The organism is Laedolimicola intestinihominis (assembly GCF_040096155.1).
Taxonomy (GTDB): domain Bacteria; phylum Bacillota; class Clostridia; order Lachnospirales; family Lachnospiraceae; genus Laedolimicola; species Laedolimicola intestinihominis.
This window is the reverse complement of the sequence record NZ_JBBMFE010000008.1, coordinates 52,959-66,699: the sequence shown is the minus strand read 5'-3', so window position 1 is coordinate 66,699 and position 13,741 is coordinate 52,959. Positions and strand designations below refer to the sequence as shown.

The window sequence follows — 13,741 nt, the reverse complement described above, 5'->3', positions numbered from 1 at the left end:
TCTATTGATTTGAGCGAAATAGATAAGCTTTAGTTGGTTTCGTCGAAATCAACATCCTCGCCGTCAGCCTCAACTAACTCATCGTACTCGGCTGCGTCCAGCATCTGATCGAACATGTCAGCCACTGCGTCGTACTCCTCATCGGACTCGATATTGTCCAGAACCGGGCTTCCGGTGCTGTTGTCGTAACGGTACAGATATACCTCGCCGTCCTCGTTCTCGCCGTTCTCATCCAGAGGAAGCAGGGCGATGTAGTCACGTCCGTCCACCGGGAAGATGGTGAGGATAGCGCATTCTACGGTTTCGTCATTGTCCAGGGTCAGGGTTACGGTGATGTCTCCGTTACAGGTATCGCAGTTGCCGCCGCAATCCGGTGTGCTGCATTTATTGTCTGCCATTTGATTGTTCTCCTTTTTATTTGGTAAATGTGTGTTACTGATAATACTCTATCAGACCTGAGAACGAAAAGCAAGAAAAGAATTGAATTGCCGGGAAGTTTGTATTAAAATAAGAAAGATTGAGCGCTGGCCGAATGGACAGAGACTTTCCAGAATATGAGAGAAACGCGCCAGGATACGCGGCGCAGCAGAGAGGACTTAAGACGATGAATTTTATATTTTCAAAACGGGCAGAGGCGATAGAGGAAGGTATCTTCGCAGCCCTGGCCCATAAAAAGAACGAACTGGCAGAGAAAGGTATGGAGGTCTATAATTTCTCCATCGGTACGCCGGATTTTCAGCCGCCGAAGCATGTGGTGGACGCCATGGTGGAGGCCTGCAAGGATCCGGAAAATTATAAATACGCCATTACGGACAGGCCGGAGCTTATCAAAGCCATGCAGGATTTCTATCAGACCCGGTTTGGTGTGAGCCTGGAGGCAGATGAGATTATGACATTGTACGGCTCCCAGGAGGGTATGGCTCATGTGGCGGTGGCCCTGTGCGATCCGGGCGATATCATGCTGGCCCCGAATCCGGGTTATCCGGTATTTTCCCTGGGACCGCAGTTGGCGGGTGCGAAGATCGAGACTTATCCGCTCTATGCGGAAAATAATTTCCTGCCGAGATTCGAGGATATTCCGGCGGAGACTGCGCGGGCAGCGAAGTTTATGATCGTATCTTACCCGTCCAATCCGGTCTGCTCCGTAGCGGATGACGCTTTTTATGAAGAGCTGATTGCGTTCGCGAAAAAGTACAACATTATCATTCTGCATGATAATGCTTATTCCGATATCATTTACGATGGAAGGGAAGGAAAGTCCTTTCTGTCCTATCCGGGCGCGAAGGAGGTGGGCATCGAGTTTTACTCCCTGTCCAAGAGCTACAATATGACCGGCATGCGCATGTCCTTCGCGGTAGGTAATCGTGAGATTATTCGGGAATTTTCCAAAGTACGCTCCCAGATCGACTACGGTATCTTCCTGCCGATTCAGATGGCGGCGGTGGCAGCCCTGACCGGTCCTCAGGATTCCGTAAAGGAGCAGTGCGCCGAGTATGAGCGGAGAAATAAGGCTCTCTGCGGCGGTCTTCGCTCCATCGGATGGAACGTGCCGGACAGCCAGGGTACTATGTTTGTGTGGGCTCCCCTGCCGGAAGGCTATACGGACAGCGCAGCTTTTACGATGGAATTGATGGAGAAGACCGGCATGATCGTGACCCCGGGCAGCGCCTTTGGCGATTTGGGCGAGGGCTATGTGCGGATGGCGCTGGTGCATCCGGTTCCGGTGATTGAGAAGGCGATTGCAAGGGTGCAGGAAAGCGGTATTTTGAAAAAATAAGGCGGCTGTGTTACCATTAAAATGCAGAACAAAACGGAAGGGACGGGTACTGCACCGTGGGTTTTGTAGAAGACATTACGGATTTTATCTTTGTGGAAAATGAGCCGGAGCGGGCCGATATCATTTTCATCCCTGGCGGCGATCAGGGCGGTATTGCGGTGACGGCGGCGAAATTGTATCTGGATGGCTATGCGCCCTGCGTGCTTCCTTCGGGCCGCTTCAGCAAGCCGGTGGGACGATGCCGGATTCCCGGCTATGAGGCGCAGACAGAATGGGATTTCCTGCATGATATTCTGATGCGGGAGGGTGTTCCGGAGACGGCCATTCTGAAAGAGAAAGAGGCGACTTATACCTATGAAAACGCCATTTACTCCCGGAAGGTGACGGAAAGCCTTGGTCTCTCTATCAAGAAGGCAATTCTCTGTCCTCAGGCCTGTCATGCACGCCGGGCTCTGCTGTATTATAAAGTATGCTTCCCGGAAACCGAGTTCTTGGTCTGCCCGACAGTGACCCGGGAGATCAGTCGGGACAATTGGTTCCTGGACGGGCAGAAGATTGATGTGGTATTGAAGGAAATGGAAAAATGTGGAAGCCAATTCCATGAGATTTTAAGAGAATTTGGAAAGCAGGAGGAAGGAAAACGATGAGCGTGGATATCAATGAAGTGATGCAGCTGGTCCGTGAGACCAGACAGTTTGTGGAAAACCGGGATATGGCGGGCCATGTGAAGGTAAAGGGCCTGGCAGATTATGTGACCCAGGTGGATACCAACATCCAGAATTTCCTGCGGGAGAAGCTGGGCGAGCTTGCGCCGGAGGTCGAATTCCTTGGTGAGGAGGATGGGCTTCACGCTATGAAGGGCGACACCTTCTGGATTCTGGACCCCATCGACGGTACGACGAATCTGGTGCATGATTATCAGCACAGCACGGTGTCGCTGGGACTTTACAGCAAGGGTGAAATTATCCTGGGCGTCATTTATGATCCCTTCCGGGAGGAGATGTTCTATGCCGAGAAGGGCAAGGGCAGCTTCGTCAATGGCCGTCCTATTCATGTGGCTGAGACAGAGAATCTGGGACAGACCATCATCGCCATCGGAACCGCGCCCTATCAGAAGGAGCTGGCGCCTCGGAATTTTGCCTGCTTCCAGCGAGTGTTTGAAAAATGCGAGGATATCCGGCGGACAGGATCGGCGGCCATGGATCTGGCCTACACGGCGGCCGGACGTATCGGCGGTTACTTTGAGGCAAGACTGCAGCCCTGGGATTTCGCGGCGGGAATGCTGATTCTCACCGAGGCGGGCGGCAAAATTACCCGCTATGACGGCTCAGAAGTAAATCCGGTGGAACCGGGCGGCATCGTGGCGACCAACGGGAAGCTGCATGAGGAGCTGCGGGCGCTGCTGTAAATGGATGATAAGACAGATATACATCAAAAAAATTTCATGCCGATAGTGCGGAATGTGTATCTGTAGAGTATTCTTAAAAACATAAGATATAAAAACAAAAATAAAGAAAACGGATAGCACTGTGGAAGATGAAGTGACCTTCAAAGTTGGAAATCTAACAATTGGAGGTTGGTACAACCAGAGCGCTGTCCGTTTTCTTATACATTATTTTAAGGTTTGGTTTATTCCGGATACACCAGTCGATCCTCTTTGATATCATAGAGCACATTTTCCAGATACCGCTTTGCCAGATACTTCGCCATGGGCAGATTCATATCCAGGTAGTTGCCACAGTCACGGGCGCTTGCTCCGGGCACGTCGCCCTCGAAATCCCGGATGAACTCCCACATTTCAATCATCAGCGGAACGATATCCCTGGACTCATAATCGCCGGTCAGCAGCAGATAAAAACCGGTGCGGCAGCCCATGGGGCCGAAGTAGACCGTTTTGGAGCCGTAGTCCTTATGGTTGCGTAAGAAGGTGGCTGCCAGATGCTCAATGGTGTGCATCTCAGCGGTATTCATGACCGGCTCCTCGTTGGGGCTGGTGAGGCGCAGATCAAAGGTAGTGACGACCGTGCCGCCCACCGGATCCTTGCGGGATACGTAGACGCCGGGCTGAAGCAGCAGGTGATTGATGGTGAAACTTGTGATTTTTTTCATAATATTATAAATTCCTTTCGTAATGTTGTGAAATTTGTGATATAATGATAATAAATCTTACATTTTCATCGCAGATAAGTCATCGCAGACAGGATTCCAAACAAAATGCGAGTCTGAACCATGGAATAAAAATCTGCAACGAGAGTATACCACAAAAAACCTGAAAAGAAAAGAGATGCATGCCTTGAAGAAAAGAGAACGAGACTGGCTGCCGGTTACCGTCCTGCTTTTGACGGTTCTGCTGCTGGTGCTGTGTCTGGTGGGCTTCGATCACCACGAGCCGGACGGACCAGACGGAAATGGAAAAGCGGCGGAATCGGAGCTGTCGACTGACGAGCTGCAGGTCACTTTCTTCGATGTGGGCAAGAGCGACGCGATTCTGGTGGAACAGTCCGGCTACCGGATGCTCATTGATACAAGCTTCGACGACCAGGCGGATGTGCTGCTGGATTATTTTGCGGATCACGGCATCGATACCCTGGATTACCTGATTATCACCCATTTTGACAAGGATCATGTGGGCGGTGCGGACAAGATCCTGGACGCTATGCACGTAAAGAGGGTGCTGGAGCCGGATTATACGGTGGAGAAAAAGCAGTTCCGGGAGTATCGGGAGGCGCTTGTCCGTAATGGGATCACAGCCATGCGCATCACTGATGTGGAACGCCGCAGCCTGGGCAAGGCGTCCTTTATCATCTATCCGCCGGAAGAGAAGGATTATGATGGAAATGACAACGACCTGTCGCTGGTGCTCAGTCTGCGCTACGGCACCCAGAGCTTTCTCTTCACCGGAGACAGCGAGCAGGAGCGCCTGACCGAGCTGATGGAGCGGACGGATCTGAACCTGCATCATACAGTTCTGAAGATGCCCCATCATGGCATCAAGGAAAAGAACACGATCGCCTTTCTGGAAACGGTAAGGCCGGTTGCCGCAGTGGTCACCTGCAGAAATGAATGGTGGATCTCCGGCAAGATAAAGCGGACCCTGAACTGGCTGGGCACCGACGTCTATCTGACCAGCAATGGAAATGTGGTCTGTCTTACGGACGGGAATCATGTGGAATTTAAGCAAGGATGATTTTTCATAGTTGGGCTTGAAAAATGGGCGGGATACGCTTACAATGGTAAATAGCGTATCTGCGCCTATTTTGTATCATGGAGCTTGTACAGATACAGATATTTAACGAGGAGGAAATTGAAATGAGCAAAATTGATGAAATTCGTGCCGAGATGGTAAAGGCCATGAAGAACAAGGACAAAGACAGAAAAGAAACCCTGTCCATGCTGCTTGCCGCACTGAAGAATAAAGCCATTGACAAGCGTGCGGACCTGACTCCGGAGGAAGAGTTCGAGGTGGTAAAGAAGGAGATCAAGCAGACCAAGGAGACCATGGATCTGGCTCCCGCAGACCGCACCGATATCATTGACCAGTGTAAGGCCCGTCTGGCTGTTCTTTCCGAGTTCGCACCGGAGGAAATGAGCGAGGACGCTATCCGTGCCGTGATCCGGGAGGTTATTGCGGGTCTTGGTATCGAGAACCCCACCGGCAGGGACAAGGGCAAGATCATGAAGGAGCTGATGCCGAAGGTAAAGGGCAAGGCAGACGGTTCTCTGGTCAATAAGTTAGTGGGTGAGCTGCTTGCGTAAGGTGAAGTTTTTGACACTTTGCGTCCTGGCAGCGATGGGGCTTTCGGCCTGTGGAAAAAAGGACGCGGAGGTTTCTGTGCCGCATGTGGAGGTTGTAGAACAGCCGAAGATCAGCCAGACAGAAGAAGAAAAGGAGGCTGAATTAGGCCTTGAGACCGCGCCGGGAACCGTGCTGGGACAGGAAGAAGTAACGGTGATGGAAGGCGAGGAGCCGAAGACAGTTCTGTATACAAGAGTCCGGGGCATCGGGGATTTCTCCCTGGCTTACGACGCGGAAACCTTTTCGGTGGAAGCATCAGCTGACAGCCTGACCTTTCAGGCGCTGGAGGAGGGCGTTCCGGCCTTTGTCCGGGTGGAACGATCCGATGCGGCTTCCACCGAGGATGCTGCCGACCAGGTGGTACTGGAAAGTGATGAGGAGTGTACCGTGGAGGATGTGACCGTGGGCGAGGGGGAATACCCGGCTGTATGGGTCAGCTATGCGGAAGGGACGGCGGATACGGAGCGTACCTGCGACGTTTATATTTTCCGCTATAATGATATCCTGTATACGGTCCAGATGGACTGCACGGTAGGAGATTATGAAAAAATCGGACAGGCGGAGCAGATGATTCTGTCCACCCTGCGCTTTGACGAAGGATAAGATAAGATGAACAAGACACAGATTCAGCATTCACTGCTGTTGTTTCTGACAGCAGTGATCTGGGGAACCGCTTTTGTGGCGCAGAGCGTCGGCATGGATTATGTGGGTCCCTTTACCTTTTTGTGTACCCGCTCCTTTATCGGCGGGGCGGCGCTTCTGCCGGTGATCGCCTTTATGGACCGTCAGAAGAGTGAGGAAGCGCGGCTGGAGGAGAAGAAGCCGGAGAATCGGAAGGTCCTGATAAGGGGCGGTATTCTCTGCGGCCTGGCCCTCTGCTTTGCCAGCGCCTTTCAGCAGTACGGTATCCTGTTTACGACCGTGGGAAAGGCCGGTTTTATCACGGCCTGCTACATCGTGCTGGTGCCCATTGCGGGGATATTTTTTGGAAAGCGCTGTGGGATCAATGTGTGGATTGGCGTAATTCTGGCCGTGGGCGGTCTTTACTGCCTCTGTATTACGGAGACCCTGCGGATTGGAACCGGAGATATTCTGGTGTTTATCTGCGCGTTCCTGTTTGCAGCGCATATTCTGATCATTGACCATTTTACGCCCTATGTGGACGGCGTGAAAATGTCCTGCATTCAGTTCTTTGTCTGCGGCATCGTGGCAGGTATCGGAATGCTGGTGCTGGAGCAGCCGGATATCTCAGATATCCTGATGGCGTGGCAGTCCATTCTCTATGCGGGACTTCTGTCCAGCGGCGTGGGCTACACCCTGCAGATCGTGGGCCAGAAGGGTCTGAACCCGACGGTGGCCTCCCTGATTATGAGCCTGGAGTCAGTGGTATCTGTGCTGGCGGGACTTTTGATTCTGCATCAGACCCTGAGTGGTCGCGAGGCGCTTGGATGCGTACTGATGTTCGCGGCAATTGTGCTGGCGCAGCTGCCCCGGCGGGAAAAGGTATCTTAGTCGGCGTGCAATGTAAAGCTTTTGTTAATTGTGCTGCAATATTCTTGCAGTATGAGAAATAATAAATATAATGAAAGAGAATGATTTATGAAAATTTTATTTGTATCCCTTGGCTGTGATAAAAATCTTGTGGATTCTGAGGTGATGATTGGTCTTCTGGGTAAAAAAGGCTTTTCCTTCACCGACGATGAGACAGAGGCAGATGTAATTGTCATCAATACCTGCTGCTTTATCAATGACGCCAAGGAAGAAAGCATCAACACGATTCTGGAGATGGCGGAGTACCGCAAATCCGGCAGCTGTAAGGCCCTGATTGTGGCCGGCTGTCTGGCTCAGCGTTACAAGCAGGAAATCGTAGACGAGATTCCGGAGGTAGACGCGGTTCTCGGAACCACCACCTACGACGCCATCGTGGAAACCGTAGAGAAGGTGCTGGAGGGTCAGAAGGAGCTTCATTTTGAGGACATTGACCGTCTGGTACCGGAACAGGAGGGTGCAAGAGCCCTGACCACCGGCGGCCACTATGCTTACCTGAAGATTGCAGAGGGCTGCGATAAGCACTGTACCTACTGCATCATCCCGAAGGTGCGCGGCAACTACCGCAGCGTTCCCATGGAGCAGCTTTTAAAGGAGGCACGGGAGCTGGCGGAGGGCGGCGTCAAAGAACTGATTCTGGTGGCCCAGGAGACGACCCTTTACGGAAAAGATATTTACGGCGAGAAGAAGCTGCCGGAGCTTTTAAAGAAGCTGGCTGAAATTGGCGGCATTCAGTGGATTCGTGTGCTGTACTGTTATCCGGAGGAGATTACGGAAGAACTGATTCAGGTTATGAGGGATGAGCCAAAGATCTGTCATTATCTGGATCTTCCCATTCAGCATGCGTCCGACCGGATTCTGAAGCGTATGGGAAGAAGAACTACCCGGGCAGATTTGCGTCATATCATTGGACGGCTCAGGGAAGAGATCCCGGATATCTGTCTGCGTACTACGTTGATTACCGGATTCCCGGGAGAGACCCGGGAAGACCATGAGGAGCTGATGCGTTTCGTGGATGACTGCGAGTTTGACCGGTTAGGCGTCTTTACCTATTCTCCGGAGGAGGATACCCCGGCGGCAGGCATGCCCGATCAGATTCCGGAGGAAGTGAAGGAGGAGCGGAGAGCCGAGCTTATGGAGCTGCAGCAGGAGATTGCCTTTGACAAGGCGGACGCCATGACAGACCGGATTCTGGAGGTTATGGTAGAGGGCCAGGTGGCTGATGAGAACGCTTATGTGTGCCGTACCTATAAGGATGCGCCGGGTGTAGACGGTTATCTGTTCCTGAATACGGACGAGACCCTGATGAGCGGCGATTTTGCGAAGGTGCGCGTTACCGGAGCCGTAGATTATGATTTGATAGGAGAATTAGCAGAATGAATTTACCCAATAAATTAACCACACTTCGTGTATTGATGATCCCGTTTTTTGTTGTATTTATGCTGACCGATCTGGGCGGCGCTTATTCCGAGTACATTGCGGTCGGAATTTTTATCGTGGCAAGTCTGACGGACCTTCTGGACGGTAAGATTGCGAGAAAGTATAACCTGGTCACCAATTTCGGAAAATTCATGGATCCGCTGGCAGATAAGCTTTTAGTCTGCTCGGCCATGATTTGTCTGGTGGAAATGAACCGACTGGCAGCTTGGATGGTCATTGTAATTATTTCAAGAGAGTTCATTATCAGCGGTTTCCGTCTGATTGCATCGGATAATGGAGTTGTTATCGCAGCAAGCTACTGGGGAAAGTTTAAGACGACTTTCCAGATGCTGATGATCATTCTCCTGATTCTCGATCTGGGAGGGGTATTCACCACCATCGAGGCTGTTGTTACCTGGATTGCGCTGATTCTGACCGTAATATCGCTGGTTGATTATCTGGCAAAAAACAAAGGAATACTTCTGGAAGGAGATATTTAAAATGGGAGAGCAGCAGAAGACACTTGCGGAGGAAGTAGTAGAGCTTTTAAAAGTGGATGAGCTGACCGTGACTACGGCAGAGTCCTGTACAGGAGGCCTTGTGGCCGCGCGTCTGGTGGATGTGCCGGGCGTATCCGAGGTATTTAAGCAGGGCTTCATCACCTATTCCAATAAGGCAAAGAGAAAGCTTCTGAATGTAAAGAAGACAACTCTGAAGGAATTTGGGGCAGTCAGCGAAAAAACCGCCCGGGAAATGGCCAAGGGCGCTATTCTGGCAAGTGGCGCGGACGCTGCGATCGCTACGACCGGTATCGCAGGACCGGACGGTGGAACGGAAGAGAAGCCGGTGGGCCTTGTATATATCGGCGTATCTGTACGGGGACAGATGTATGTGGAAGAGCACCATTTTGAAGGCGATCGGAGCGAAGTACGGGAGAGTACCGTGCAGGCTGCTCTGGCGCTTCTGAAAAAAGGACTTGAGGAGACAGACGGAAATGACCAAGACCATTAAAATTAAATATTTTACCGATAAAATCGAGAAGCTGGCTTACATCGGCGGCAAATCCGACTGGGTGGATCTAAGAAGCGCAGAGGATGTGACTTTGAAAAAGGGAGAATTTAAGCTGATTCCCCTGGGAATTGCCATGGAGCTTCCAAAAGGCTATGAGGCCCATGTGGTACCCCGCAGCAGCACCTATAAAAATTTCGGCGTGATTCAGACGAATCATATGGGTGTCATTGACGAGACCTACTGCGGTGACAACGACCAGTGGTTTATGCCGGTCCTCGCCATGCGGGATACAAGGATTCACGTCAATGACCGGATCTGTCAGTTCCGGATTATGGAGCATCAGCCGGAGCTGGTATTTGAGGAGACAGAAATCCTCGGTCATGCGGACCGGGGCGGACACGGAAGTACAGGAAAGGCGTAGAGATTATGCAGATTGTCACATTTGCGTCTATTGAGATCGGCTCTTACGAAGTGGGGATGAAGATTCTGGAGCTGTCTCAGAAGAATGGCATGAAGGAAATCGACGATATCCGTTACGGACTGGAGCTGGGCAAGGACGCCTATAACCAGAAGGAGATCAGCAATGAGATGCTGGAGGAGCTGTGCGAGGTGCTGGAGGATTTTACCCGCATCATGAAGGAATATCAGGTAGACGACTACCGGGCCTGCGCCACCAGTGCCATTCGCGAGACGCGGAACTGCCTTCTGATTCTTGATAAGATTCGTGTACGGACGGGCCTTGAGGTGGAGGTCTTAAGCAATTCTGAGCACCGGTTTCTGGGCTACAAATCCATTGCGTCCAATGAGGAATCCTTTCAGAAAATCATTCAGAAGGGAACCGCCATTGTCGATGTGGGCGGTGGCAGCATCCAGATTTCCCTGTTCGATAAGGACGCCCTTGTGTCTACTCAGAATCTGCGTCTCGGAACCATGCGTATCCGGGAGCGCCTGGCGGAGGTGGAGAACCGCACCACCCATTTCGGAGAGATCATTGAGGAAATGATCAACAACGAGTTGAAAAGCTATAAGCGGTTATATCTGAAGGAACATGAAATTAAGCATATGATTCTGGTAGGCGATTATATCAATCAGCTGGTAGACAGGGGCGGTAAGGCGAAGAGTGTATCCTTTACCCGCGAGGAATATCTGAATCTGTACGAAAAGATTCTTGCGGACGGTTCCCGGGAGAAAGCCATGGAGCGACTGGGCGGTATGGCTGAGAACATGTCTCTGGTACTGCCGGCGCTTATTATTTACCGGAAGCTGATTGAAGAGACCGGAGCAGAATTCATCTGGGTACCGGGCCTGAATATCCGGGACGGTCTGGCTTACGATTACGCGGAGCGCAAACGGATCTTTAAGCCCAGCCATAATTTTGAAAACGATATCATCGAGGCAGCCAAGAACATTGCCAAGCGCTATCAGAGTAATAAAACCCATCTTCAGGGAACGGAATATCTGGCTCTCACCATCTTCGACAAAATGAAGCGGATTCACGGTATGGAGAAGAGAGAGCGCCTGCTTTTGCAGATTGCGGTCTGGCTTCATGACTGTGGTAAATACATCAGTATGACCCATACGGCGGAATGCTCCTACCAGATCGTTATGTCCACGGAGATTATCGGTCTGTCCCATCGGGAACGGGAGATTATTGCCAACGCTATCCGGTTCGATACGGAGGAGTTTGTATCCTTCGAGGAATTTTCCATGGGCAGCAGCCTGGATCGCAACGATTATCTGCTGACGGCGAAGCTGAGTGCCATTCTTCGTGTGGCTAATTCCATGGATCGCAGCCATAAGCAGAAGTTTAAGAATGTCCGCGTTACTTTAAAGGAGCGGGAGCTCCTGGTGGTGGTGGATACGGTAGAGGACATCACATTGGAGCAGGGACTCTTCTCCCACAAAGCGGATTTCTTTGAGACTATTTTCAGTATAAAGCCCGTTATCCGGCAGAAAAGGCAGGTATAAGAGAGGATGGATAAGAAAGAATTTACCAGACATGAGTACTACAGAAACCGGGAGCTGTCCTGGCTGGCGTTCAATGAGCGTGTGCTCAGCGAGGCGCGAGACAAAACGATTCCACTGTTTGAACGGCTGAAATTTTTAAGCATTACCGCGTCCAATCTGGATGAGTTCTTTATGATTCGTGTGGCTTCCCTGAAAGATATGGTCCATGCGGGCTATACCAAGAAGGATATTGCCGGTATGACGCCGGAGGAGCAGATCGAGGAGATTACGAAGGAGGTAAGAGGGCTGGTGGCTCTCCAGTATTCCACTTATTCCCGCTCTCTTTTGCCGGCGCTTAAGCAGAATGGTCTCCATGTAATTCAGGAGCATGAGGCCCTGACCAAAGAGGAAGCTCGCTATGTGGATCGCTATTTTCGGGACAATGTCTATCCGGTGCTGACTCCCATGGCGGTGGATTCTTCCAGACCTTTCCCGCTGATTCGCAATAAGACCCTGAATATCGGTGCGCTGCTTCAGAAAAAGGGCGAGAAGAACGCCGAACTGGAGTTCGCCACGGTGCAGGTTCCGTCGGTGCTGCCCCGTATTGTGCGTCTGCCTGACAGTGAGGACGGCATAAAAAATGTGATTCTACTGGAAGAAATTATCGAGCGGAATATGCAGCAGTTGTTCCTGAAGTATGATATCGTCAGCGCCTCTCCCTATCGTGTTATGCGAAATGCTGACCTGACCATCGACGAGGACGAGGCGGCGGATCTGCTGAAGGAAATTCAGAAGCAGTTGAAAAAGCGTCAGTGGGGCGAGGCGATTCGCCTGGAGGTGGAAGAGAAAATTGATAAGCGTCTTTTGAAGATTCTGTCAAAGGAGCTGGATATCAAAGAGCAGGCCCTGTATAAAATCAACGGACCGCTGGATCTGACCTTCCTGATGAAGATGTACGGCATGGAGGGCTTTGATAATTTAAAGCTTCCGAAGCATGTGCCTGCACCGGTGAAGGAGCTGCCCGCGGACTGTAATATTTTTGATGAGATCAGAAAGGGCGATATCCTTCTGCATCATCCGTACCAGACCTTTGATCCGGTGGTGAAGTTTGTAAAGGACGCGGCCAACGATCCGAAGGTACTGGCTATCAAGCAGACACTGTACCGTGTCAGCGGTAATTCTCCGATCATCGCAGCTCTGGCCCAGGCGGCAGAGAACGGCAAGCAGGTTTCGGTTCTGGTGGAGCTGAAGGCCCGTTTCGATGAGGAGAACAATATCATCTGGGCGAAGATGCTGGAGAAGGCGGGCGCTCATGTAATCTATGGTCTGGTGGGTCTGAAAACCCACAGTAAGATCACCCTGGTGGTACGAAGAGAAGAGGACGGCATCCGCCGTTATGTTCATCTGGGTACCGGTAACTACAACGATTCTACGGCAAAGCTGTATACCGATATCGGACTTCTGACCTGCTCCGCGCCCATTGGAGAGGATGCTACGGCAGTTTTCAATATGCTTTCCGGTTATTCGGAGCCGGAGGGCTGGAATAAGCTGTCACTGGCGCCGCTGTGGCTGAAGGATCGGTTCCTGAGTCTGATTGGACGGGAAACCGAGCATGCCAGAAACGGAGGAGAAGGACGGATTATCGCGAAAATGAATTCCCTCTGTGACCGGGATGTGATCGTGGCGCTTTACGAAGCGTCCGCAGCAGGCGTACAGATTGACTTGGTTGTCCGGGGGATCTGTTGTCTGAAGGTGGGGATTCCCGGTGTCAGCGAGAATATCCGCGTGCGTTCCATTGTGGGCAACTTCCTGGAGCATAGCCGAATTTTCTATTTCTACAACAATGGTCAGGAGGAGGTCTTCTGCGCCAGCGCCGACTGGATGCCGCGAAATCTGGAGAAACGTGTGGAAATCATGTTCCCCATTGAGCGGGAGGAACTGAAGGAGGAGGTCATTCACATCCTGGATATCGAGTTAAAAGATAATGTGAAGGCTCATGTGCTGCAGCCCGACGATACCTATGAAAAGATCAACCGCCGTGGCAAAGCGCCTTTGAGCTCGCAGGATTACTTTGCGGAAGAGGCAAAGGAGAAGGCCGGGGTCGATGAACATGCGGTGAACCGCCGGGTGTTCATTCCGGAGGAACCGGTGGAGTAGGAAGCGGGTTCCTGAGAACGCAGAGAACAGTAACGGAAGCGGATTTCCCGGATAAAATTAAGAATAAAAAAGGACGAGAGGAGCGT

General features: G+C 51.5%; 15 protein-coding genes. 13 read left to right on the top strand and 2 right to left on the bottom strand.

Annotated elements, in window-relative coordinates; genetic code table 11:
* Positions 1–29: 29 nt before the first annotated feature.
* Complete coding sequence (locus WMO29_RS09895) at positions 30–398, bottom strand: DUF1292 domain-containing protein (RefSeq protein ID WP_349164657.1); 369 nt, start codon at positions 396–398, stop codon at positions 30–32.
* Between the two features lie 206 nt (positions 399–604).
* Here WMO29_RS09895 and WMO29_RS09890 point away from each other — a divergent pair, with 206 nt between their 5' ends.
* Genes WMO29_RS09890 through WMO29_RS09880 form a run of 3 tightly spaced genes read left to right on the top strand, consistent with a single transcriptional unit; the run spans position 605 to position 3,185 of the window.
* On the top strand, positions 605–1,777 hold the full coding sequence (locus WMO29_RS09890) for an aminotransferase class I/II-fold pyridoxal phosphate-dependent enzyme (RefSeq protein ID WP_349164656.1): 1,173 nt from the start codon (positions 605–607) through the stop codon (positions 1,775–1,777).
* A gap of 56 nt (positions 1,778–1,833) precedes the next feature.
* Entirely contained in the window at positions 1,834–2,424 is a 591-nt protein-coding gene (locus tag WMO29_RS09885; protein ID WP_349164655.1) for a YdcF family protein, read from the top strand.
* On the top strand, positions 2,421–3,185 hold the full coding sequence (locus WMO29_RS09880; protein ID WP_349164654.1) for an inositol monophosphatase family protein: 765 nt from the start codon (positions 2,421–2,423) through the stop codon (positions 3,183–3,185). The genes WMO29_RS09885 and WMO29_RS09880 overlap by 4 nt, the downstream gene beginning before the upstream one ends.
* A 221-nt stretch (positions 3,186–3,406) precedes the next feature.
* Here the strand turns inward: WMO29_RS09880 and WMO29_RS09875 are convergent, their stop codons facing one another.
* Positions 3,407–3,886, bottom strand: coding sequence for an S-ribosylhomocysteine lyase (locus WMO29_RS09875; protein ID WP_178039683.1), 480 nt, complete (start codon positions 3,884–3,886; stop codon positions 3,407–3,409).
* Positions 3,887–4,070: 184 nt separating this feature from the next.
* On the opposite strand from WMO29_RS09875, the gene WMO29_RS09870 reads away from it, so the two are divergent.
* The 10 genes from WMO29_RS09870 (at position 4,071) to WMO29_RS09825 (ending at position 13,655) form a co-directional block, all read left to right on the top strand.
* Complete coding sequence (locus tag WMO29_RS09870) at positions 4,071–4,964, top strand: ComEC/Rec2 family competence protein (RefSeq protein WP_349164653.1); 894 nt, start codon at positions 4,071–4,073, stop codon at positions 4,962–4,964.
* A 122-nt stretch (positions 4,965–5,086) separates the two neighbouring features.
* Positions 5,087–5,533 carry a GatB/YqeY domain-containing protein gene (locus WMO29_RS09865; RefSeq protein WP_349164652.1) on the top strand — a complete coding sequence of 149 codons (447 nt, stop codon included), beginning with the start codon at positions 5,087–5,089 and terminating at the stop codon, positions 5,531–5,533.
* 10 nt (positions 5,534–5,543) lie between these two features.
* Entirely contained in the window at positions 5,544–6,176 is a 633-nt protein-coding gene (locus WMO29_RS09860; RefSeq protein ID WP_349164651.1) for a hypothetical protein, read from the top strand.
* A gap of 6 nt (positions 6,177–6,182) precedes the next feature.
* Positions 6,183–7,085, top strand: coding sequence for a DMT family transporter (locus tag WMO29_RS09855; protein WP_349164650.1), 903 nt, complete (start codon positions 6,183–6,185; stop codon positions 7,083–7,085).
* Positions 7,086–7,172: 87 nt separating this feature from the next.
* The gene (gene rimO, locus WMO29_RS09850; RefSeq protein ID WP_349164649.1) at positions 7,173–8,501 is read left to right on the top strand and encodes a 30S ribosomal protein S12 methylthiotransferase RimO; all 1,329 of its coding nucleotides are present in this window, start codon (positions 7,173–7,175) and stop codon (positions 8,499–8,501) included.
* Positions 8,498–9,040, top strand: a complete 543-nt coding sequence (pgsA, locus tag WMO29_RS09845) for a CDP-diacylglycerol--glycerol-3-phosphate 3-phosphatidyltransferase (protein ID WP_349164648.1) — start codon at positions 8,498–8,500, stop codon at positions 9,038–9,040. The genes rimO and pgsA overlap by 4 nt, the downstream gene beginning before the upstream one ends.
* A 1-nt stretch (position 9,041) precedes the next feature.
* Positions 9,042–9,551 carry a CinA family protein gene (locus WMO29_RS09840; RefSeq protein ID WP_349164647.1) on the top strand — a complete coding sequence of 170 codons (510 nt, stop codon included), beginning with the start codon at positions 9,042–9,044 and terminating at the stop codon, positions 9,549–9,551.
* The gene (locus tag WMO29_RS09835; protein WP_349164646.1) at positions 9,535–9,972 is read left to right on the top strand and encodes a dUTP diphosphatase; all 438 of its coding nucleotides are present in this window, start codon (positions 9,535–9,537) and stop codon (positions 9,970–9,972) included. Before WMO29_RS09840 ends, WMO29_RS09835 begins: the two co-directional genes overlap by 17 nt.
* A 5-nt stretch (positions 9,973–9,977) precedes the next feature.
* The gene (locus tag WMO29_RS09830) at positions 9,978–11,519 is read left to right on the top strand and encodes a Ppx/GppA phosphatase family protein (RefSeq protein WP_178038401.1); all 1,542 of its coding nucleotides are present in this window, start codon (positions 9,978–9,980) and stop codon (positions 11,517–11,519) included.
* Between the two features lie 6 nt (positions 11,520–11,525).
* The gene (locus tag WMO29_RS09825; protein ID WP_349164645.1) at positions 11,526–13,655 is read left to right on the top strand and encodes an RNA degradosome polyphosphate kinase; all 2,130 of its coding nucleotides are present in this window, start codon (positions 11,526–11,528) and stop codon (positions 13,653–13,655) included.
* Positions 13,656–13,741 lie beyond the last annotated feature (86 nt).